Here is a 22633-nt window from a genome sequence, read left to right as displayed (position 1 = left end):
GGGGGCGGCCCCCCCGAAACGGGGCGGCCGCCGCCGTCGTCGTGCACGGCCCGACGACGACGCGCAACCCCTCGGGGAGCGGTCCCCATGGCAGCTCGTCCGCGCCGGGCCGGCGTCCGACGCACCCGGCGCCGTCCGGCATCGATGCAGGTCAGAGCACCGCCGGGTGACGGGAGGCGGCCGAGCCCCGACGATGCCGGACCGCCGCGGCGCCGGGGAGGTGTGCCCTGCCCCACACCGGCCCTGGAGCGGCGTCGACGTCCTCCCTAACTTGATGATCAGTCCCCGGATCACCGGTGACGGCCCGACGAGCAGCACCGCCCGCGGGTCGAGAGCCACACCCCCCTTGGAGCGATCATGAACACCACCGTCCTTCGCCGCATCGGTGCGGCCGCCGCTGTCCTCGTCGTCGGAGCGGGCATGTCCGCCTGCGCCGGTGACGACATCCCGCCCGTCGGCGGCCCCGACGTTCCCGGCGGCTCCGGCGCCGGCCCCGTCGACCCCGGCCCGGGCCCCGCCGCCCCCGAGAGCACCCTTTACGGCGACGGCGTCCACGACACCGTCCGCGTCGAGGCCTTCGACGGCACCCTCGTGGGTGTCTCGGGGTCGGGGGAGATGCTCGAGGGTGACGAGTGGAACGGCCGCCTCGTCGTCGACGAGCGCTCGGCGGTCGTGCTCGGCGCCTTCGCCGAGGAGGAGGACATGGTCATCGAGATCTCCGGCAACGGCGTCGACCAGCGCTTCGACGACAGCTCCGACCACCTCGACCTCTTCGGCGGGACGGACAACGTGTTCGACGCCGCCGCGGTCACGGTCCTCGACGCCGGCGTCTACGACCTCACCTTCTCCGAGTACTCCGGCGACGCGACGGCGATGGAGTTCGAGCTGCTCAGCGGCACGGCGCAGATGGACCGCTTCGGCTCCACGAGCGTGGACCTGCCGGAGGACTCCTTCGCGCTCGCGATCGTCGACGTCGACTCGGGCCCGGCGCTCGTCTCCGCCGACAGCCCGGACATCGACCCCATCCTCCACGTCGTCGGCTCGGACGGCTCGAGCTGGAGCAACGACGACAACGAGATCGGCCTGTCCAACTGGCGGGCGGCCGCGATCGAGTCCGGCAACCTCGTCGGCCCGGCGGTCGCGATCGTCGAGTCCTACTCCGGCGCGGGCGGCTTCGTCACCCTCGTCGTCACCTGACCGACCGGGCGGACCGGCAGCGGTCCGACATCACCATCGACGTCCGGCAGCGGCCGGGACGTGGAGCGGGTCACCGCACCGCGTCCCGGCCGCCGCCGTTGTGGGCGGCGGGTCGTAGGTTGGGACCATGCGCGAGGTCATCGACATCCAGCGGGACGACGCACCGTTCGAGGTCATCTCCGACTACACCCCGGCGGGCGACCAGCCCAAGGCGATCGCCGAGCTCACCGAGCGGCTCCGGGCCGGCGAGAAGGACATCGTGCTGCTCGGCGCCACCGGCACCGGCAAGTCGGCGACCACGGCCTGGCTCGTCGAGCAGGTCCAGCGCCCCACGCTCGTCATGGCGCCGAACAAGACCCTCGCCGCCCAGCTCGCCACCGAGTTCCGCGAGCTGCTCCCGAACAACGCGGTCGAGTACTTCGTCTCGTACTACGACTACTACCAGCCCGAGGCGTACGTGCCCCAGACGGACACGTACATCGAGAAGGACTCCTCGATCAACGACGAGGTCGAGCGCCTGCGCCACAGCGCGACCAACTCGCTGCTCACCCGGCGGGACACCGTCGTCGTCTCGTCGGTCTCGTGCATCTACGGCCTGGGCACGCCCACCGAGTACGTCGACCGGATGATGCACCTGACGCGGGGCGAGCAGGTCGACCGGGACGCGCTCCTGCGCCGGTTCGTGGAGATGCAGTACACGCGCAACGACCTCGCCTTCACCCGCGGCACGTTCCGGGTCCGCGGCGACACGATCGAGATCATCCCGGTCTACGAGGAGCTCGCGATCCGGATCGAGATGTTCGGCGACGAGATCGACGCGCTCTCCTACCTTCACCCCCTGACCGGGGACGTCGTCAGCACGCCGGGCTCCGTCCACGTCTTCCCGGCCTCGCACTACGTGGCTGGCGCCGAGCGCATGGAGCGTGCGATCCGCTCGATCGAGGACGAGCTGCGGGAGCGCCTCGCCGAGATGGAGTCCGCCGGCAAGCTGCTCGAGGCCCAGCGCCTGCGGATGCGCACGACCTACGACCTCGAGATGATGCAGCAGATCGGGACCTGCTCGGGGATCGAGAACTACTCACGGCACATCGACGGCCGCGGTCCGGGCACCGCCCCGCACACCCTCCTCGACTACTTCCCGGAGGACTTCCTCCTCGTCATCGACGAGTCGCACGTGACCGTCCCGCAGATCGGGGCGATGTTCGAGGGCGACATGTCCCGCAAGCGCACCCTGGTCGAGCACGGGTTCCGCCTGCCCTCGGCGATGGACAACCGGCCGCTGCGCTGGACGGAGTTCCTCGAGCGCATCGGCCAGACCGTCTACCTCTCGGCTACGCCGGGGGACTACGAGCTCGGCCAGTCGGACGGGGTGGTCGAGCAGATCATCCGGCCCACCGGCCTCATCGACCCCGAGGTCGTCGTCAAGCCCACCGAGGGCCAGATCGACGACCTGCTCGGCGAGATCCGGGAACGGGTGGACAAGGACGAGCGCGTCCTCGTCACCACGTTGACGAAGAAGATGGCCGAGGACCTCACGGACTACTTCCTCGAGCGCGGCGTCAAGGTCCAGTACCTCCACTCCGACGTCGACACCCTCCGCCGGGTCGAGCTCCTCCGCGAGCTGCGCACCGGGTCGGCGGACGTGCTCGTCGGCATCAACCTCCTGCGCGAGGGCCTCGACCTCCCGGAGGTCTCGCTCGTGGCCATCCTCGACGCCGACAAGCAGGGCTTCCTGCGCTCCTCGAAGTCCCTCATCCAGACGATCGGCCGCGCCGCCCGCAACGTCTCCGGCCAGGTGCACATGTACGCCGACGCCGTGACGGAGTCGATGCAGTTCGCGATCGAGGAGACCGAGCGCCGCCGCGAGAAGCAGCTCGCCTACAACGCGGAGCACGGGATCGACCCGACCCCGCTGCGCAAGCGGATCGCCGACGTCACGGACATGCTCGCCCGCGAGCAGATCGACACCGCCGAGCTGCTCGAGGGCGGCTACCGCCAGGAGGGCGGCGGGAAGGCGTCCCGGCAGGCCGGGCGCGGTGCGGCCGGCGGTGCGGGGGAGGGCGCGGGCGCGAAGGCGGCGTCGGAGCTCGTCGAGCTCATCACGGAGCTCACCGGGCAGATGAACGCGGCCGCCGAGGAGCTGCAGTTCGAGCTGGCCGGCCGGCTGCGGGACGAGATCGCCGAGCTGAAGAAGGAGCTCCGTCAGATGAGGGCCGGCCAGGCCTGAGCCGACGGCGGCGGTCGGCCGCACGCGACGGTCCGGCGCCGGGGCCTCGTCGTCGAGCGAGGTATCTCTCTCCCGCCTGGCCGGACGGGTGCCGAGGAGGTCGGGTAGCCTCGCACCGACGGAGGGGAGTATTCCCCCGCAGCGACAGTCGTCACCACGGCGGGACCCCTCCCGCTCGGCGTCGCGGCCCACCACGGTGGGCGGAAGAGACCTCCGGTACCAGCTCACTCGACGTACCGGAGAGGTATGCATGGACGTTCACGCGATCGCCTGGATCGGACTGGCCGCGGTCATCCTCACGATGATCACCATCGACATCGTGGGGCACGTGCGCACGCCGCACGAACCCACCCTCAAGGAGGCCGCCTGGTGGTCGGTCGCCTACATCGCGATGGGCGTCGCCTTCGGGTTCGTCGTCTGGTACTTCTGGGGCAGCGGCTTCGCCGGTGAGTACTTCGCCGGGTACGTGACCGAGAAGTCGTTGTCGATCGACAACCTCTTCGTGTTCGTCATCATCATCGCCGGGTTCCGGGTGCCGCGGAAGTACCAGCAGGAGGCCCTGCTCGTCGGCATCATCATCGCGCTCGTCCTGCGGCTGGTCTTCATCCTCATCGGTGCCGCGCTCGTCGAGCGGTTCGTGTGGATCTTCTTCATCTTCGGCGCGTTCCTGCTCTACACCGCGATCTCCCAGGCCCGTCAGGGCGTCGAGAAGCCGGGCGACGACGAGGAGTACCAGGAGAACTGGTTCATCCGCTTCACCCGCCGGATCCTCCCCGTCACCGACGGCTTCGAGGGCGGCAAGCTGATCGCCCGCCACGGCGGGAAGACCTTCATCACCCCGCTCCTCCTGTGCATCATCGCCCTCGGCGCGGCGGACGTCATGTTCGCCGTCGACTCGATCCCGGCGATCTTCGGCATCACGCAGGAGGCCTACCTCGTCTTCGCGGCGAACGCCTTCTCGCTGCTCGGACTGCGTCAGCTCTACTTCCTCATCGACGGGCTGCTCGACCGCCTCGTCTACCTCCACTACGGCCTGGCCGCGATCCTCGGGTTCATCGCCATCAAGCTGCTCATCCACGCCTTCCACGGCTACGAGATGCTCGAGGCGATCCCGGAGCCGAGCATCGCGTTCTCGCTCAGCTTCATCGTCGTCGCGCTCGTCATCACCGTGGTGGCCTCGCTGGCGAAGAGCCGGAAGCTGCAGGCCGAGGGCCGCACGGCCGAGGACCCGCTGGCGAACGGCAGCCACCACTCCGACGAGTCCTGACCTCGTCGTCGGGTCCGCACCACGCTCGCTGCCCCGGCGCGGCACCCCCACGGGTGCCGCGCCGGCGGCACGTGAGCAGGTGACGGGCCCTCGTGCCGGCGTGGCGCGAGCTGCTGGCACGATGTCGTGGTGCTGACCGAGAGCGTGCTGGGCGCCGCCGCCGACGCGGGACGTTTCCAGGCCCTCTTCGACGCGGTCGACCTCCTCGGCGTCCTCGCCAACGGGGTGCTCGGCGCGGCCGTGGCGCGCGCCCTGCGGATGGACCTCGTCGCCTTCGTCACCCTCGGCATCATCTCGGGCCTCGGCGGCGGCCTCATCCGGGACACCCTCCTGCAGGTTCCGCCGGTCGCCCTCGCCGAACCGGCCTACCTCGGCACCGCGCTCGCCGGCGCGCTCATCGGCTACCTCGTGCCGTTCGACGGGCGGTGGAGCAACCGGGTCCTCGTCGTGGCCGACGCCCTCGCGCTCGGCTGCTGGTCCGCCATCGGGACTCTCAAGGCGGTGCACCTCGGCCTCGCCCCGATCCCCGCCGTCCTCATCGGCCTCATCACCGCGGTCGGCGGGGGCATGGTGCGCGACGTGCTCGTCGGCCGTGTGCCCGCCGTCTTCGGCGGCAACACCCTCTACGCGGTGCCCGCCGTCACCGGATCGATCGTCATGGTAGTCGGCGCGACGATCGAGCAGGAGGCGATCGCGTTCGCCGTGGCGATCCTCGTCACGGCCGGATTCGCCCTCCTCGCCCGGTCGCGTGGCTGGCAGCTGCCGGGGGAGGCGCCCCGGCTGGCGCTCCCGCGCGTGCCGAGGCGGCGGAACCGGCGCGACGACCAGGCCTGACGGGGCGTCCGGAGACCTGGCGAGGTGGTCGGGGAGCGGGTGCGGGCGGGCCCGCACGGGGTGCACGAGGTGACCGACCCGGCGCTCGAACAGCTGTGCGAATGTCGGTGGGGTGACCTATCGTTGCCCGAGTGACTGATCGCCTCATCGTCCAGGGCGCGCGCGAGCACAACCTGCGCAACGTCGACCTCGATCTTCCGCGCGACTCCCTTATCGTCTTCACCGGGATGTCGGGCTCCGGCAAGTCCTCCCTGGCGTTCGACACGATCTTCGCCGAGGGGCAGCGGCGGTACGTCGAGTCGCTCTCGTCGTACGCGCGGCTCTTCCTCGGGCAGATGGACAAGCCGGACGTCGACTTCATCGAGGGCCTGTCCCCGGCGGTCGCCATCGACCAGAAGTCGACGAGCCGGAACCCGCGCTCGACGGTCGGCACGATCACGGAGGTGTACGACTACCTCCGGCTCCTGTTCGCCCGCGCCGGCACCCAGCACTGCCCCGTGTGTCGCGAGGTCATCCGCTCGCAGACCCCGCAGAACATCGTCGACCAGCTGATGGCGATGCCCGAGGGGTCGCGCTTCCAGGTCCTCGCCCCGGTGGTGCGCGGCCGCAAGGGCGAGCACCTCGAGCTGTTCCGCGAGCTGACGGCCCAGGGGTACGCCCGCGTGCGCGTGGACGGGGAGGTGGTCGCGCTCACCGACGTGCCCGCGCTGGACAAGCGTCGCAAGCACGACGTCGACGTCGTCGTCGACCGCCTCGTCGTGCGGGACGGCGTCCAGCAGCGGGTGACCGACTCGGTCGAGACGGCCCTCCGGCTGGCGGACGGCCTCCTCGTCGTCGACATGGTCGACCTCGACGCGAAGGACCCCGAGCGCGAGCGGCGGTTCTCGGAGAAGCGCTCCTGCCCGAACGACCACCCGCTCACGCTCGAGGAGGTCGAGCCGCGCACCTTCTCGTTCAACGCCCCCTACGGCGCGTGCCCCGACTGCACGGGCATCGGCACGCGGCTCGAGGTCGACCCCGAGCTCATCGTCCCGGACCCCGAGCTGTCCCTCAACGAGGGCGCGATCCTGCCCTGGTCGGGCCAGGGGGACTACTACACGCGCCAGATCGCGGCCCTCGCCGAGGAGCTCGCGTTCTCCCTCGACGTGCCGTGGCGCGCGCTGCCGGAGCACGCGCGGGACGCGCTCCTGCACGGTCACGACCACGAGGTGACGGTCCGGTTCCGCAACCGCTTCGGCCGCATGCGCACCTACACCTCCGGGTTCGAGGGTGCGCTCGCCCAGGTCAAGCGCCGCCACGAGGAGACCGAGTCCGAGTGGTCGAAGGAGAAGTACGAGGGATACATGCGGCAGGTGCCGTGTCCCACGTGCGACGGGGCGCGGCTGCGGCCCGAGGTCCTCGCCGTCACCGTCGGCGGGAAGTCGATCGCCGAGCTGTGCGACCTGTCGATCGCGGACGCCAAGGAGTTCCTCACGGACCTCCCGCTCGACCGGCGGGAGGCGACCATCGCGGCCCAGGTCCTCAAGGAGATCCACGCGCGGCTCGGCTTCCTCGTCGACGTCGGGCTCACGTACCTCACGCTCTCGCGCCCCGCCGGCACGCTGTCCGGCGGCGAGGCCCAGCGCATCCGCCTCGCGACCCAGATCGGCTCCGGCCTCGTCGGGGTGCTCTACGTGCTCGACGAGCCGAGCATCGGCCTGCACCAGAGGGACAACCGCAAGCTCATCGGCACGCTGACCCGGCTGCGGGACCTCGGCAACACGCTCATCGTCGTCGAGCACGACGAGGACACGATGCGCACCGCGGACTGGGTCGTCGACATCGGCCCGGGAGCGGGTGAGACGGGCGGCGAGGTCGTCTACTCCGGGCCGTACGCCGGGCTCGCGGACGTCGAGCGCTCGATCACGGGCGACTACATCGCCGGCCGCCGCGAGATCCTCGTGCCCGCCGAACGGCGACCGGTGGACAAGGGGCGGATGCTCACCGTGCACGGCGCGACGGAGAACAACCTGCGCGACGTCACGGTCTCCGTCCCGCTCGGCATCCTCGTCTCCGTCACGGGAGTGTCCGGCTCGGGCAAGTCCTCGCTCGTCAACTCGGTCCTGTACACCGCGCTCGCCCGTGCCCTCAACCGGTCCAAGCAGATCCCCGGCCGGCACCGGCGGGTGACCGGCACCGAGCACCTCGACAAGGTCGTGCACGTCGACCAGTCGCCGATCGGGCGGACGCCGCGGTCGAACCCCGCCACGTACACGGGCCTGTGGGACATCATCCGCAAGCTGTTCGCGGAGACCACGGAGTCGAAGGTCCGCGGCTACGGCCCGGGCAGGTTCTCGTTCAACGTCAAGGGCGGGCGCTGCGAGGACTGCAAGGGCGACGGCACGCTCCGGATCGAGATGAACTTCCTGCCCGACGTGTACGTGCCCTGCGAGACGTGCGGGGGAGCGCGGTACAACCGCGAGACGCTCGAGGTGCGGTTCAAGGGCAAGAACGTCGCCGAGGTCCTCGACATGCCGATCGCGGAGGCGGTCGAGTTCTTCTCGGCGTCCACCCGCATCACGCGGTACCTCCAGACGCTCGTCGACGTCGGGCTCGGGTACGTCCGGCTCGGGCAGTCGGCGACCACCCTCTCGGGCGGCGAGGCGCAGCGCGTCAAGCTCGCCGCCGAGCTCCAGCGCCGCTCGACCGGTCGCACGATCTACGTCCTCGACGAGCCGACCACCGGACTCCACTTCGAGGACATCCGACGCCTCATGCTCGTGCTGCAGGGCCTTGTCGACAAGGGCAACTCCGTCGTCGTCATCGAGCACAACCTCGACGTCATCAAGTCCTCGGACTGGATCATCGACCTTGGCCCCGAGGGCGGTTCGGGCGGCGGGCTCGTCATCGCCGAGGGCACCCCCGAGGAGGTCGCCCGCGTCGACGGCTCGTACACGGGAGAGTTCCTCGCCGAGGTGCTCGACGGCGCCGCGGACCGCGTGCCGGCCTGACGGAGCGCGCCCGGGCCTGACCGGGCGGGCGAGCTCCGGCCCCGGCGGCCGACCCGGATGCGGGACCGAGGGGCGCAGAGCGACGTGCCACCGACCCGGGTGGGGAGTGCTCCCCACCCCGCCGTCGAGGGACGCAGTGACCGGATCGTTACCGTCGTCGCGGACCCGGGCACGCCGAGCGAGGAGATGGTGGACAGCATGAGCGAGGACGCCTCGACGGCACGCGCCCGGACGGAGCGGCGCCTCGCGCTGTTCGAGGCGGCCGAGTGCGGCACCATCGACGAGCTCCTCGAGCACTACGACGACGGCGAGCAGGACGTCACCCGCCTCGGGCAGCCGCTCCTGCTCGCGGCGCTCGGCCACACCGACGAGGGCGCGCGCGTCCGGATCGCGGGCTTCCTGCTGGACCAGGGCGCCCGCCCGGTGTCGAACGGCAAGGGCTTCGGCCCCCTGCACCTTGCTCTCTCCCGCCTCTGGGCCGACCCAGCGACGCTCACGGCCATGGTGCGTCGGCTCCTCGAGGCCGGTGCCGACCCGAACGCGCGGACCTACGACGGCCGGACTCCCTCGCACCTGCTCGCTCTCCTGCGCCTTCCCGAGGACGGCCTCGGCGGCCTGTACGACCTGTGGTTCGCCGGTGACTCGGTCGACCTCACCACGCCGAACGCCTTCGGTGTCGACCCGGTCCAGCTCGTGCGGCGCCTCGGCACCCGTCCGGTCCTCCTGCGCCGCATGCAGGAGTACCGCGCGGCGCACGCCGAGCGCCAGGACGAGCTGCGGGCCGAGGCGGGAGAGGTCGCCGGCCCTCCGGTGGATTCCGGCATCACCCAGTCCTGCCTCGCCACCCACCACGTGGTCGAGGGCGCGGCGCCGATCGAGTGGATGATCCGCGAGGAGCCGGCGTGGGACGGCGACTCCGGCTGGCGGTTCTGGTCCGAGGAGGACGTGCCCCGCTACCGCGAGGACACCGGCCACGTCGTCGCCGTCCCGGTCGACGAGGTCGCCGGGGTCGACCCCTACGTGCTGGGAGCCTGGGGGATGCCCGTGGGCACCCGGCTGCTCGTCCGCCGCGGCCCGGACGGCCGACAGGTCCTCGACCCCGAGACACAGCGCCCGACGCCCGCCTACCCGTTCCAGCCCGAGGAGACCCGATGAGCCAGCTGCCCTACGGATCCGCCTTCGTCTCGCCCGACGTCGCCCGGCAGCGGGACGAGCAGAAGCAGCGGATCGAGGACCAGGTCCGCCAGGTCCAGGCGAAGTCCGAGGCGTACGAGGAGTTCGGCCGCCGGGTCGAGGACCTGCGGGCCGTCGGCGTGAGCAAGGACGGCGGTGCCGAGGTCACGCTCGACGTGCACGGCGCGATGGTGGACCTCGCGCTGACGGACAAGGTGAGCGACGCGACCCTCGTGCAGATCCGGCAGGACGTCCTCGAGGCGAACGACGCGGCTCGGGTCGAGCTCGCCCGGCTCGTGCGCGAGCTGGCCGAGGACGTCGGCGGCGTGGACTCGGAGACATCGGCGTCGCTCGACGCCCTCTACCGCCCGCGGCTCGACGAGGACGACGACGACGACAGCGACGACGGCGACGGCACGAACCGCCGCCGGGACGGGGGAGTGCTGCGATGAACGACACCATCGACATCAACAGCGACGACATCCGGAGCCACGCCTCGAGCGTGGACGCCGACCACTCGGGCGTGCAGATGGCGGCCGACGCGGCCGGGAGCGTCAACCTCTTCGACGGCGCCTTCGGGCTCATGTGCACCCCGTTCCTGCCGCCGATCATCAGCCCGCTGACCACGTCGGTCTCCCAGGCCATCCAGTCGGTCGCCGACGAGATCGACGGCACCGTGATCCCGCTGCGGGACATGGCCACCGCGTTCGACACCACGGACGACGACGCGTCGGTCGAGTTCGAGGGCGTCGACACCACCGTGGAGGTCTGACGTGTCTGCACCCAACCCACTCGTCGCACCCGTCGAGGACTCGTCCACCGCGCTCCAGGGCACCTTCATGCTCGAGGGCCTCGAGGGCGTGGTCACAGGCATGCAGAACGAGGACTGGGTGGCCGCGTCCGTTTCCGGCCTCACCGCCGTCCTCGACTTCACCGCGTTCGTCGACCCGTTCGGCGCCATCATCTCGATGGGTGTCGGCTGGTTGCTCGAGCACTTCCAGCCTCTCAAGGGCTGGCTCGACGACCTCACCGGCGACGCCGACGCGGTGACCGCGTTCGCGAACACCTGGACGAACGTCCAGACCCAGCTCACCGAGTCGCAGACCGCGCTCCAGGGGCACCTCGACAACCAGATGGGCTGGATGTCGGCGGGCGCCATCACGACCTACCGGGGCGTGCAGCAGCGCAACATCGACGCCCTCGGCTCGTGCGCCGAGGGGGCGGGCTCCGCCGCGATGGCGCTCCAGGGCGCAGCGATGATCGTCCAGGCCGTGCACGACATCGTGCGGGACGCGATCGCCGAGATCGTGGGCGCCATCGTCAGTGCGGGGCTCAAGGCACTCGTCCCGCCGCTCATCCCCGAGGCGATCCGGGGGCTCATCGCGAAGGTCTCGAGTGCCGCGGCGCGGCTGACGGCCAAGATCGACGGAGTCATCGACTCCGTCACCGCACTGCGCGGCCTGCTCAACAAGCTCGACGAGATCATGGCCCGCCTTCCTCGCATCCTCACCAACCCGAGCGCGGTCATCCCGGCCAGGCCCGGCTGGCCCGAGGTGACGCCGGGAATGCCGCGTCCGCCCGGGGGGCCGTCCGACCCCGTGCCGGCGTCGAACAACATGCCGGGGGCGAACTCGCCCGGGTCGAACTCGCCCGGGTCGAATACGCCGGGGTCGAATACGCCGGGCTCGAACACTCCCGGCGACAGCTCGCCCGGGTCGAACACCCCGGGCTCGAACTCGCCCGGGGACAGCTCGCCCGGGTCGAACGGTCCTGGCTCCAACTCGCCCGGGTCGAACAATCCGGGGTCGAGCTCGCCCGGCTCGAACACCCCTGGTTCGAACTCGCCGGGGTCGAACTCGCCCGGGGACAGCACGCCGGGGTCGAACAGCCCGGGCTCGAACGCCCCCGGCTCCAACTCGCCGGGCTCGAACACGCCCGGTTCGAACTCGCCGGGGTCGAACTCGCCCGGGGACAGCACGCCGGGGCCGAACAGCCCGGGCTCGAACGCTCCGGGCTCGAACGCTCCGGGGGCGAACTCGCCGGGCTCGAACTCGCCCGGGTCCAACGCTCCGGGCTCGAACGCTCCGGGGGCGAACTCGCCGGGCTCGAACTCGCCCGGGTCCAACGCTCCGGGGTCGAACTCGCCCTCCACCAGCGCGCCGGACGCCGATGCCGCGCCGAACGCCCCGGCATCGAACGCGGACGGACCGGGCTCGAGCAGCTCGCCGTCCCCGTCCCAGCCGGCCCCGAGAACGTCGCCCGAGCCCGCGGCAGCCACGCCTGGAGCCGACGGACCCGGCCAGAGCACGCCCGCCGCGAACACAGCCGGCCCGAGCCAGGCGCCGTCGGGATCCTCGGACTCCGCTCCGTCGTCGTCGGGCGGAACGGGCTCGAGCACTCCGCCGCCCAGGCCGGCCACCCCCAGCGTCGACTCGACCGCGCCGACACTGCCGGACGCGCGACCGACCCCGACAGCGGCGGCCCCGGACGCACCGGGCTCATCGGCGCCCGCCCCGACGCCTCGTCCGGCACCGCAGGCGGACGGGCCGGTCGTCTCCAACAACCCCTCTGGCAGCTCGGGCGGCGGTTCCGGGCAGTCGGGCAGCTCGGGATCTGGCTCCGGCTCCGGTGGATCAGCGGCTCCCCGTGCCGGGACGCCGGGCTCCTCCGCAGCACCCAGCAGTCCCGGTTCGTCCACCACCCCGAGCTCGTCGAACACCCCGAGCTCGTCGAACACTCCCGGTACGTCTCGTCCGCCGGCCTCGGCGGCACCCAACGCTCCGTCGTCCCCGGGCTCGCCGTCGTCGAACGCGCCGGGTTCCTCGAACACTCCCGGTTCGTCCAACACTCCAGGTGGTCGTCCGGACACGCCATCGGCCGATGCCCCGACGCCGCGCCCGGACGGGGAGTCGCCCGAGACCCCGGGTGGTCGTCCCGATTCCGAGGCGCCGGATGCCGACGCTCCGACGCCGCGCCCGGACGGCGACTCCCCCGAGGGGGACTCGCCGACACCGCGGCCGGAGAGCGAGGCCCCGGACCCCGACGCGCCCGGGTCGAGCCCGGACCCGGACTCGCCCGACGCCGAGACCCCGAACGGTCGTCCCGATACCGACACGGACGGTCCGGACAACCAGTGGGACCCGGACTCGTCGCCGCGGAATACCGTGCCGCAGAGCGAGGCGCCCGGTCGCTACACCGATCAGGACGTGGCGGACGCGCTCGACAACGCGCCCCGCAACTCGGACGGACAGCCGGTCGACCACCGCAACGGCGATCCGCTGCGGCCGGACGGTCCGGACGGACGACGCAATACCCACATGAAGTGGGACCCGGACAACGAGTCGTGGGTGCTCGAGAACCCCGGCGGCGCGCCGCGTCCGGACACTCCCGACAGTTCGGCACCCGACGTCGACGAACCGCGCGCGCCCTCGAGCGAGCGCTGGGGCGACGACACCGCGGACCCGCGCCACCCCCACCACGACGCGAGGCCGAACGACGACGGATACGTCGGGACGGTGGATCCGGATGTCGAGTCACCGTCCGGACTGACCGACAGCGGCCGCCTGCAGGATCCCGATGTCGTGCCGCCCGAGCTGCAGCCTTTCATCGACGACGGATCGATCATCAACGACAACGGCGTGCTGCGCTTCAACGAGCAGGTCGACATCGAGTTCACCCACTCGAACACGGACCACAGTGGCGCGGAGTTCGATCGCCAGGCCGAGCTCCAGCAGCAGAGCCTCGCGCAGCAGAGCGCCAACGACTGGGAGGAGCACACGGCCGGGTACAGCGAGAGAGGTCGGACCGGAGAGGCCGACCAGGCTCAGTACCGCGACCAGCAGATTCAGCAGCGTGCCGATGCACTCGAGGAGCAGGGGCTGAGCCCCGAGCAGGCGCGCGCCCAGGCTGAGGACGAGATGTCCGACCAGGCGGTGCTCCACGGACCCGACCAGGTGGCCGGCGGCAACCCGAACAACTTCACCGGGATGGGCGACGCGGGCGTGAACTCCTCGTTCGGCTCCCAGTGGGGCGGCCAGGACGGCCTCGCGTCCGACCTTCGTGCGCAGATGGACGCCATCATCGAGCGGAGCGGGATCCCTGACGAGCTGCTGGGCGACGTCCGCATCAACCCGAACTTCACCGTCAACCACACGGTCGACGTACCGTGAGCGCGGTCTGCCGCCGGGCGGCCGCACACGGTGAATCTCTCGACGGTGAAGGAGCGGCATGACGCCGAAGTACGGACAGCACCACGACGACGTCCAGGCGTTCCTCGACGAGGTCGTGGCGACGCCCAGCGAGACCTGGGTCGGGCTCATGGCCGGCGACACCACCGTCCAGGAGCGCCCCGCGGCGGTCAAGGCGATCGTCGGCGGCCTGCCCGCCGCTGTTCGTGGGGCTGTGAGCAGCGCCGCCCTCGCCGCCATCTCCGAGGTCGGGCTGACGGACGAGCACCTCACCGGGCGCCGGCGACGCCAGCTGCACGACCGTGTCGAGACCGCGGCGGTCGCCATCGCCCGTGGTGACGACCTGGCCCCCGAGCACCGCGAGGTGCTCCTCCGGCCGTTCGTCACCTCGGGGTTCACATCGGTCACTGGTCGTTAGACCGGAGCTGACCGCCGGAACCGGCCGTCAGCGGCCGGATCGGTCGAGAGGTGGGGACGTGGTTCGAGATCTGGCACTGACCGCCAAGTACGGGATGGTCGAGGAGTTCTACGAGCGCCTGAAGGTCGAGCCGGTCGACACGGTCTCGGCGACCGGTCTGCCCGCGATCGTGGCGGCTGCAAGTAGCTCGAAGAGCTCGGCCGGACGCGCGATGATCTCGGCGCTCTTGGACGCCGGTGCGGACGCGTCGGCGACGACCGTGCCGGAAGGACGAAACGTCCTGCACGCGCTGTTCGACCGGCCGCCGGTGGACGGAACGCCCGTGGCCGCACTCGTCCCGAGGCTTGTCGCCGCCGGCGCCGACATCAATCTGCGCGACTCCTCGGGCTGGCGTCCGGTCGCTCGGCTGGTGCGGAGCAGTGCATCGGACGTCGAGCTCGAGCCGGTGCTCGACGCGGTCCTGGCCCTCGACGGACTCGTCCTCGACGAACCCGCCACGTCGTCGGACCAGACGCTGCTGGACTACGCGCGAGCGAAGGTGCACCGGGCCGGGTTCGCCCGCCGCCTCGAGGAGTACGCCGCGGCCCGGTGACGGCTGTGGTCAGTTCCGCGCGTTGCGCGGCTGCGGGAGGCCCGACATCTGCACGGTGAGCGAGAGGTTCTCCCACAGTCCGCCGCGGTGGAGGTTGCCCTCGACCTCGGAGCCGCCGATCGTCAGCAGCGGCGCGTAGAACAGGCACTCGTCGATGCCGGGGACGCCCAGGCGCTCGGCCGCGGCCGGGTAGGGCTGCCGCTCGAGCACGCCGTCGAGGAACTCCTCGTTCGTCAGGTCCGCGTAGAACTGGTCGGTCGCGAACGCGAGCTGGTCGATCGTGCCGCGTCGGAAGCGCGCGACGTGGAAGACGGGCGCGATGTAGAGGACGAGGTCGGCGAGGGCGGTCGTCAGGACCGGCACGGCGGCCGGCGGCATACCGAGCACGCCGTCGAGCATCTGCGCCGCGCGGTCGGGGTCGATCACGCGCAGGTACCCGTCGCCGACGAGCCCGCTGCCTTGCCGCTCCCACACCTCGACGAGTCCGGCCGGCGCCCGGTCGCGCCACCGGTCGATGGTCCCGGGCGCGATCGGCGCCGCGGCGTCGAACTGCTCGAACGTCGTCATCCTCAGGTCTCCCTCGTCGTCGGCCCCACCGCGAGCCCCTCGAGAACTCTTCCACATCGTGCGCTGCGGCGCGGTCGCCGGTCGGGCCTCCTCATGACCGGCGCCACGTCCGACTAGGCTCCCCGCATGGGAGCACTGCAGACCTTCGACGTCACCGTGGACTGGACGGGTGCCGACGAGAACGGCACCGCCGGGTACACCTCCTACTCGCGCGACCACGAGGTGCGGGTCGACGGCAAGCCGACACTGCTGGCGAGCTCCGACCTGCGCGTCCGCTCCGACGTCTCGCGCTACAAGGCCGAGGAGCTGTTCGTCGGCGCCGTCTCGCAGGCCCAGATGCTGTGGTTCCTGCGCACGGCGGCCAAGGACGGGGTGGTCGTCACCGGGTACGTCGACCAGGCCACGGCGACCCAGCGGATCGAGGGCGGCGGCTCCGGCCCGTTCACCGAGATCGTCCTGCGGCCGAAGGTCACCTACGCGGGGCACGTCGGCGAGGAGACCGCCGCGCGCCTGCACGCCGCCGCCCGGGACCACAACCACCTCGCGCGCTCGCTCGGCGTCCCGGTCCGGGTCGAGCCGGTCGAGGTGCGGGCGACACCGCCCAGCGCCTGAGGACGCCGACCACGGACCGAGGACGTCGGCGGCCGGACGTAGGCTCGGCCCATGGCCGACCCGTCCGTCTACCGCCCGGCCACGCGGGACATCCCCACCGACCCGGGCGTCTACCGCTTCCTCGACGACGACCACCGCGTCATCTACGTCGGCAAGGCGAAGTCGCTCCGTCAGCGCCTGACGAACTACTTCCAGGACCTCGCCGTCCTCCACCCGCGCACCCGCCAGATGGTGACGACGGCGTCCCGGGTCGAGTGGACGGTGGTGGGCACCGAGGTCGAGGCCCTCACGCTCGAGTACGCGTGGATCAAGGAGTTCGACCCGCGGTTCAACGTCAAGTACCGCGACGACAAGTCCTACCCCTACCTCGCGGTGACGATGGGGGAGGAGGTCCCCCGGGCGCAGGTGCTGCGCGGGACGAAGCGGAAGGGCACCCGCTACTTCGGTCCCTACACGCACGCCTGGGCGATCCGGGACACCCTCGACCAGCTGCTCCGCGTCTTCCCCGTGCGCACGTGCTCGCCGGGCGTCTACCGGCAGGCCGCGTCCTCGGGCCGCCCGTGCCTCCTCGGCTACATCGACAAGTGCTCCGCCCCGTGCGTCGGCCGCGTCACCCCCGACGAGCACCGCGAGATCGCCGAGGAGATGTGCGAGTTCCTCGCCGGGCGCACGGGCCCCTACCTGCGCCAGCTCGAGCGGGACATGAAGGACGCCGCCGCCGAGCACGACTTCGAGCGCGCCGCCCGCCTGCGGGACGACGTCGCCGCGCTGCGCCGGGTGGTCGAGCAGAACGCGGTGGTGCTGCCGGACGGGACCGACGCCGACGTCTTCGGCCTGGCGAGCGACGAGCTGCAGGCCGCCGTCCAGGTCTTCCACGTGCGCGGCGGACGCATCCGCGGCCAGCGCGGCTGGGTCGTCGACCGGGTCGAGGACATCGACGACGCCGGGCTGCTCACCCAGCTGCTCGGTCAGGTGTACGGGGACGGGCCCGCCGCGCCGGGCGGGCGGGCACCGCACGACCCGGCATCGGTCGGCACCGCGCGGCGGCGCCCCGCGGACGGGGGAGCCACGAGCCCCGACGACGTCGAGCACACACCCACCACCGCCGTCCCCACCGAGGTGCTCGTCCCGGTCGAACCGGCGGACGCGGACCAGATCTCCGACTGGCTGGCCGAGCGGCGCGGCGCCCGCGTGCGCGTCCGGGTCCCGCAGCGCGGTGACAAGGCCACCCTGCTCGCCACGGTGACGACCAACGCCGAGCAGGCGCTCACGCTGCACAAGAGCCGCCGGGCCGGCGACCTCACCACCCGCTCTCTCGCGCTCGCCGAGCTGACCGAGGCGCTCGACCTCGGGTCCACCCCGCTGCGCATCGAGTGCTACGACATCTCCCACACCCAGGGCACCGAGCAGGTCGGCTCGATGGTCGTCTTCGAGGACGGGATGCCGAAGAAGGCCGACTACCGCCACTTCGTCGTCCGCGGCGAGGACGGCAGCGGCGCGCGGGACGACACCGCCGCGATGGACGAGGTCCTGCGCCGCCGGTTCGCCCGCTACCTCGCCGAGCGGGAGCAGCGGGAGGCGGCGAGCACCGCCGTGGACGCCGTCGCGCAGGCGGCCGCCGGCGGCTCGGGCCCGGTCGAGCTCGACGACGACGGCATCCCTCTCGACGTCGGTCCGGTCGATCCCACCACCGGCCGTGCGCGCCGCTTCGCCTACCCGCCTCAGCTCGTCGTCGTCGACGGGGGCGAGCCCCAGGTCAACGCCGCGCACCGGGCGATGACCGATCTCGGCGTCGACGACGTCCCCGTGGTCGGGCTCGCAAAGCGCCTCGAGGAGGTGTGGCTGCCGGGCGAGCCATTCCCGGTCATCCTGCCGCGGACCTCGCCCGCCCTGTACCTGCTCCAGCACCTGCGCGACGAGTCCCACCGGTTCGCCATCACGCACCACCGATCCCGGCGGTCGAAGCGGCAGACCCGGTCGGTCCTCGACGACGTCCCCGGGCTCGGCCCGACCCGCCAGAAGGCGCTGCTCAAGGCGTTCGGCTCGGTCAAGCGCCTGCGTGCGGCGACAGTCGAGGAGGTCGCCGAGGTCCGCGGGATCGGGCCGGCGACCGCCCGGGCGGTGCTCGAGGCCCTCGCCCCGGAACCGACCGCACCGGTCGCGAAGGACGAGCCGGTTCCGCCCGAGGAGCTCGCGGAAGGCACGGGCGAGCGGTCCGACGGTGCGTGATCACTGGCACACTGTGCGCATGACTGACGGTGCCGACCCCCGCCCGCCGACGGTCCCCGACGGCATCCCGGAGCTCGACGAGTCCTCGCAGCTCCCCGAGGTGGAGCCCGCCGAGCTGCTCATCATCACGGGCATGTCGGGCGCCGGCCGCTCCCGCGCGGCGGCCGCCCTCGAGGACCTGTCGTGGTACGTCGTCGACAACCTGCCGCCGCGGCTGCTCGGCGCGCTCGCCGGGCTGCTCACGCCGGGCGCCGGGGTGCGCCGGCTGGCCGCGGTCGTCGACGTGCGCTCGGGCGCGTTCTTCTCCGAGCTCGTCGCCGTGCTCGCCGAGATGCGCGAGCGCGGCACCGACTACCGGATCATGTTCCTCGACGCGGACGACGCCGAGCTCGTGCGCCGGTACGAGTCCGTCCGGCGCCCGCACCCGCTCCAGGGGGACGGCCGGCTGCTCGACGGGATCACCGCGGAGCGCTCCCTGCTGCGGGACCTGCGCAGCCGGGCCGACGTCATCATCGAGACCACGGACCTGTCCGTGCACGACCTCGCGCGCCGGGTGCGCGAGGAGGCGGGCCAGAGCGTCGACCGCCAGGTGCGGCTGTCGATCATGTCCTTCGGGTTCAAGTACGGGCTCCCCCTCGACGCCGACCACGTGGTCGACGTCCGGTTCCTCACCAACCCGTACTGGGTCTCGGAGCTGCGCCACCTCACGGGCCAGGACGAGAAGGTCTCCGAGTACGTCCTCTCGCAGCCCGACGCCGGGCAGTTCGTCGAGAGCTACGTCGACACCATCGCGCCCGTGCTCGACCGGTACCTCGACGAGCTCAAGCCGTTCGTCACCATCGGCGTCGGCTGCACGGGCGGCAAGCACCGCTCGGTCGCCATCACCGAGCGGATGGCGCAGCTCTTCCGCGAGCGCGGCCAGATCGTCCGCACCCTGCACCGCGACGTGGGGCGCGAGTGATGGCGGTCCCGTCGCCGGGCAACCCCGGCTACTCGGGCGTGCCCGACGCGCTCGGCACCGGCGCCCGCGGGGCCAGGGTCGTCGCCCTCGGCGGCGGTCACGGGCTATCGGCCACCCTGTCCGCGGTCCGGCACCTCACGTCCGCGATCACGGCGATCGTCACGGTCGCCGACGACGGCGGCTCCTCGGGCCGCCTGCGGAGCGAGCTCGGCGTGCTGCCCCCCGGCGACCTGCGGATGGCGCTCTCGGCCCTGTGCGACGACGGCGAGTGGGGCCAGACCTGGCGCGACGTCCTCCAGCACCGCCTGCACTCCGAGGGCCCGCTCGACAACCACAGCGTGGGCAACATCCTCATCGTCGCCCTGTGGCGGATCCTCGGCGACGAGGTGCAGGGCCTCGAGTGGGTGGCGAGCCTGCTGGGCGTGCGGGGCCGCGTGGTTCCCATGTCCGCGGTCCCGCTCGACATCGAGGCCGACGTCGTCGTCCCGGGGACGGGGGAGGTGCGCGTGGTGCGCGGCCAGTCCCGGGTGGCCAAGGTCGACGGCCGGGTGCGGTCCGTGCGGCTGCTGCCCGCCGACCCGCCCGCTCGGCCGGAGGGCGTCGCGGCGGTGCGGGAGGCGGACTGGGTGATCCTCGGTCCCGGGTCCTGGTACACCTCGGTGGTGCCCCACCTGCTCGTGCCCGAGCTCGTCGACGCCCTGTGCACGACGACCGCCCACCGGGCGCTCATCCTCAACCTCTCGAACGACGACTCCGAGTCCGAGGGCATGACCGTCTCCGACCACCTGCGCTCGCTCCACGACCACGCACCGGACCTCCGGCTCGACGTCGTCGTCGCCGACCCGCTCGCCGTCGACGACCTCGACGAGCTCGAGCGGGCCGCCGCCGCCATCGGTGCGCGGACGCTGCTCAGGCAGGTGCGCGCGACCGGCGAGGTGGCCGTCCACGACCCGTTGCGGCTGGCCGCAGCCCTGCGCGACGCGATGGAGCGCATCGAGGGAGACGTCGACGCGACCGGACGCGCGGATGCGGCGGGGATGTGAAGATGGGCGTCATGTCTCTCACCGCGGCCGTCAAGGACGAGCTCGCCCGCGTCGACGTCCCCAAGGCCTCGGCCAAGCGCGCCGAGCTCTCGACGATCCTCCGCTTCGCCGGCGGGCTCCACATCGTCAGCGGACGCATCGTCCTCGAGGCCGAGCTCGACACCGCGATCGTCGCCCGCCGCCTGCGCACCGGGATCGACGAGCTGTTCGGCCTGCACGGCGACATCCTCGTGGTCTCACCCGGCGGCCTGCGGCGCACCACCCGGTACATCGTCCGGGTCGTCAAGGACGGCGAGGCCCTCGCCCGCCAGACCGGGCTCCTCGACAACCGCGGCCGGCCCGTCCGCGGGCTGCCGACCGCCGTCGTCGGCGCGGGCGTCGCCGAGGCGACCGCCGCCTGGCGCGGGGCGTTCCTCGTCCACGGCTCGCTGACGGAGCCGGGCCGCTCCTCGTCGCTCGAGATCACCTGCCCCGGTCCCGAGGCCGCCCTCGCCCTCGTGGGTTGCGCCCGCAGGCTCGGCGTGGCCGGGAAGAACCGGGAGGTCCGCGGCGTCGACCGGGTCGTCGTCCGTGACGGCGACGGCATCTCCGCGCTGCTCACCCGCATGGGTGCCCACGACGCCGTCCTCACGTGGGAGGAGCGCCGCACCCGGCGCGAGGTGCGCGGCACGGCGAACCGCCTGGCGAACTTCGACGACGCGAACCTGCGCCGGTCGGCCCGTGCCGCGGTCGCGGCCGGCGCCCGGGTCGAGCGCGCCTTCGCGATCCTCGGGGACGACGTGCCCGACCACCTCCTCGAGGCCGGCCGGCTGCGGATGGCGAACCGGCAGGCCTCCCTCGAGGAGCTCGGCGCCATGTCCGACCCGCCGATGACGAAGGACGCCGTGGCCGGCCGCATCCGTCGCCTCCTCGCGATGGCCGACCGCCGCGCGGAGGAGCTCGGCGTGCCGAGCACGCAGGCGGTCCTCCCGCCCGACGACGACGACGACTGACCGGTCCGCACCCGCTCCCGACCGCACCGGTGACGCCGCCCGGCCCCGTCGGGGGAGTGGTCGACGTCCGCCACTCCTCCCACCACCGGTGCCCGGCGGCGACCATCCGTGCAGGCACGTTCACCGCCGGCGGACGACGGACGATCGTCCCCCGTGCAGGTCCCCGCGACGCACTAGGATCGTTCGTGAGGGAGGACGGCGACGGCCCACGGGCCGAGGTGCCCGCCTCCCGACGGCCTGACCGACATGCGTGCGCCGGACCGGTGCACCGAGGAGGAGAGAACCACAGTGACCATCAAGGTTGGCATCAACGGCTTCGGCCGCATCGGACGGAACTTCACGCGCGCCCTGCTGCGGTCCGGCGCGGACGTCCAGATCGTCGGCATCAACGACCTCACCGACAACAAGACCCTGGCCCACCTGCTGAAGTACGACTCGATCTTCGGCGTCCTCGACGAGACGGTCACCTACGACGACGACTCGATCACGGTCGGCGACACGACGTTCCGCGCCTCCGCCGAGGCCGACCCGACCAAGCTCCCCTGGGGCGAGCTCGGCGCCGACATCGTCATCGAGTCGACCGGCCGCTTCACCGACGCGACCAAGGCGAAGGCCCACATCGAGGCCGGCGCCAAGAAGGTCATCATCTCCGCGCCCGGCAAGAACGAGGACGCCACCTTCGTCGTCGGTGTCAACCACACCGACTACGACCCGGCCGCCCACCACATCGTCTCCAACGCCTCGTGCACGACGAACTGCCTCGCGCCGATGGCCAAGGTTCTCGACGCCGAGTTCGGCATCGAGCGCGGCCTCATGACGACCATCCACGCGTACACCGCGGACCAGAACCTCCAGGACGGGCCGCACAAGGACCTGCGCCGCGCCCGCGCCGCCGCCCTGTCGATCATCCCGACCTCGACCGGTGCCGCGAAGGCCGTCTCCCTCGTGCTCCCGCAGCTCAAGGGCAAGCTCGACGGCTACGCGCTCCGCGTGCCGACCCCGACCGGCTCCGCCACGGACCTCACGTTCACGGCGACCAAGCCCGTCACGGTCGAGTCCGTCAACGCCGCCATGAAGAAGGCCGCGGAGAGCGAGGAGCTCAAGGGCATCCTCCAGTACACCGAGGACGAGATCGTCTCCTCGGACATCGTGGGCAACTCCCACACGTCGATCTTCGACGCCGGCCTCACCAAGGTCATCGACAACCAGGTCAAGGTCGTCTCCTGGTACGACAACGAGTTCGGCTACTCGTCCTCGCTCGTCACCCTCGCGAAGTACATCGGCGACCGTCTCTGACGCAGCCCCGTACCGGCCGACCGCGACGCCCGCACACAGCGCACTGCG

19 protein-coding genes are annotated in these 22633 nt (G+C 72.0%); 17 read left to right on the top strand and 2 right to left on the bottom strand.

Going from position 1 to position 22633, the window contains the following annotated elements; all coding sequences use genetic code 11:
• Positions 1–357: 357 nt before the first annotated feature.
• From ACPYO6_RS07245 to ACPYO6_RS07210, 8 genes are all read left to right on the top strand, one after another.
• Entirely contained in the window at positions 358–1197 is an 840-nt protein-coding gene (locus ACPYO6_RS07245; RefSeq protein WP_425714183.1) for a hypothetical protein, read from the top strand.
• Between the two features lie 127 nt (positions 1198–1324).
• On the top strand, positions 1325–3424 hold the full coding sequence (gene uvrB, locus ACPYO6_RS07240; protein ID WP_425714182.1) for an excinuclease ABC subunit UvrB: 2100 nt from the start codon (positions 1325–1327) through the stop codon (positions 3422–3424).
• Positions 3425–3674: 250 nt separating this feature from the next.
• Positions 3675–4691, top strand: a complete 1017-nt coding sequence (locus ACPYO6_RS07235) for a TerC family protein (RefSeq protein WP_425714181.1) — start codon at positions 3675–3677, stop codon at positions 4689–4691.
• A 129-nt stretch (positions 4692–4820) separates the two neighbouring features.
• Positions 4821–5525, top strand: a complete 705-nt coding sequence (locus ACPYO6_RS07230) for a trimeric intracellular cation channel family protein (RefSeq protein WP_425714180.1) — start codon at positions 4821–4823, stop codon at positions 5523–5525.
• A gap of 131 nt (positions 5526–5656) precedes the next feature.
• The gene (gene uvrA / locus ACPYO6_RS07225; RefSeq protein ID WP_425714179.1) at positions 5657–8515 is read left to right on the top strand and encodes an excinuclease ABC subunit UvrA; all 2859 of its coding nucleotides are present in this window, start codon (positions 5657–5659) and stop codon (positions 8513–8515) included.
• A gap of 198 nt (positions 8516–8713) precedes the next feature.
• Entirely contained in the window at positions 8714–9670 is a 957-nt protein-coding gene (locus tag ACPYO6_RS07220) for an immunity protein Imm33 domain-containing protein (RefSeq protein WP_425714178.1), read from the top strand.
• Positions 9667–10140 (top strand): hypothetical protein, encoded by a 474-nt coding sequence (locus ACPYO6_RS07215; RefSeq protein WP_425714177.1) that lies wholly within the window; start codon positions 9667–9669, stop codon positions 10138–10140. The genes ACPYO6_RS07220 and ACPYO6_RS07215 overlap by 4 nt, the downstream gene beginning before the upstream one ends.
• A complete protein-coding gene (locus ACPYO6_RS07210) occupies positions 10137–10460 on the top strand; it encodes a type VII secretion target (RefSeq protein WP_425714176.1) in 324 nt (107 codons plus the stop codon). Before ACPYO6_RS07215 ends, ACPYO6_RS07210 begins: the two co-directional genes overlap by 4 nt.
• A 393-nt stretch (positions 10461–10853) precedes the next feature.
• Here ACPYO6_RS07210 and ACPYO6_RS07205 read toward each other — a convergent pair whose 3' ends face one another.
• On the bottom strand, positions 10854–12518 hold the full coding sequence (locus ACPYO6_RS07205) for a hypothetical protein (protein WP_425714175.1): 1665 nt from the start codon (positions 12516–12518) through the stop codon (positions 10854–10856).
• Positions 12519–12852: 334 nt separating this feature from the next.
• Here ACPYO6_RS07205 and ACPYO6_RS07200 point away from each other — a divergent pair, with 334 nt between their 5' ends.
• From ACPYO6_RS07200 to ACPYO6_RS07190, 3 genes are read left to right on the top strand one after another with little or no spacing between them, the layout of a single operon-like run.
• Positions 12853–13857 (top strand): polymorphic toxin type 15 domain-containing protein, encoded by a 1005-nt coding sequence (locus ACPYO6_RS07200; protein ID WP_425714174.1) that lies wholly within the window; start codon positions 12853–12855, stop codon positions 13855–13857.
• Between the two features lie 58 nt (positions 13858–13915).
• Positions 13916–14293 carry a hypothetical protein gene (locus ACPYO6_RS07195; protein WP_425714173.1) on the top strand — a complete coding sequence of 126 codons (378 nt, stop codon included), beginning with the start codon at positions 13916–13918 and terminating at the stop codon, positions 14291–14293.
• Between the two features lie 58 nt (positions 14294–14351).
• Positions 14352–14885, top strand: coding sequence for a hypothetical protein (locus ACPYO6_RS07190; RefSeq protein WP_425714172.1), 534 nt, complete (start codon positions 14352–14354; stop codon positions 14883–14885).
• A gap of 9 nt (positions 14886–14894) precedes the next feature.
• Here the strand turns inward: ACPYO6_RS07190 and ACPYO6_RS07185 are convergent, their stop codons facing one another.
• Positions 14895–15452, bottom strand: a complete 558-nt coding sequence (locus ACPYO6_RS07185; protein WP_425714171.1) for a T6SS immunity protein Tdi1 domain-containing protein — start codon at positions 15450–15452, stop codon at positions 14895–14897.
• 126 nt (positions 15453–15578) lie between these two features.
• Here ACPYO6_RS07185 and ACPYO6_RS07180 point away from each other — a divergent pair, with 126 nt between their 5' ends.
• The 6 genes from ACPYO6_RS07180 (at position 15579) to gap (ending at position 22585) form a co-directional block, all read left to right on the top strand.
• Positions 15579–16064, top strand: a complete 486-nt coding sequence (locus ACPYO6_RS07180) for an OsmC family protein (RefSeq protein WP_425714170.1) — start codon at positions 15579–15581, stop codon at positions 16062–16064.
• Positions 16065–16115: 51 nt separating this feature from the next.
• A complete protein-coding gene (gene uvrC / locus ACPYO6_RS07175; protein WP_425714169.1) occupies positions 16116–18293 on the top strand; it encodes an excinuclease ABC subunit UvrC in 2178 nt (725 codons plus the stop codon).
• 19 nt (positions 18294–18312) lie between these two features.
• On the top strand, positions 18313–19254 hold the full coding sequence (gene rapZ, locus ACPYO6_RS07170) for an RNase adapter RapZ (protein ID WP_425714168.1): 942 nt from the start codon (positions 18313–18315) through the stop codon (positions 19252–19254).
• A complete protein-coding gene (locus tag ACPYO6_RS07165) occupies positions 19254–20297 on the top strand; it encodes a gluconeogenesis factor YvcK family protein (protein ID WP_425714167.1) in 1044 nt (347 codons plus the stop codon). Before rapZ ends, ACPYO6_RS07165 begins: the two co-directional genes overlap by 1 nt.
• An 11-nt stretch (positions 20298–20308) precedes the next feature.
• Positions 20309–21289, top strand: coding sequence for a DNA-binding protein WhiA (whiA, locus tag ACPYO6_RS07160; RefSeq protein ID WP_425714166.1), 981 nt, complete (start codon positions 20309–20311; stop codon positions 21287–21289).
• A 288-nt stretch (positions 21290–21577) separates the two neighbouring features.
• Positions 21578–22585: a type I glyceraldehyde-3-phosphate dehydrogenase gene (gene gap / locus ACPYO6_RS07155; RefSeq protein ID WP_425714165.1), complete on the top strand. Its 1008-nt coding sequence runs from the start codon at positions 21578–21580 to the stop codon at positions 22583–22585.
• The last annotated feature ends 48 nt before the right edge of the window (positions 22586–22633 follow it).

The sequence above is a fragment of the Georgenia sp. Z1344 genome, from assembly GCF_049856295.1.
In the GTDB taxonomy this organism is placed as follows: domain Bacteria; phylum Actinomycetota; class Actinomycetes; order Actinomycetales; family Actinomycetaceae; genus JB111.
The sequence above is the reverse complement of the archived record's forward strand: the minus strand, read 5'-3'. Positions and strand labels throughout refer to the sequence as shown.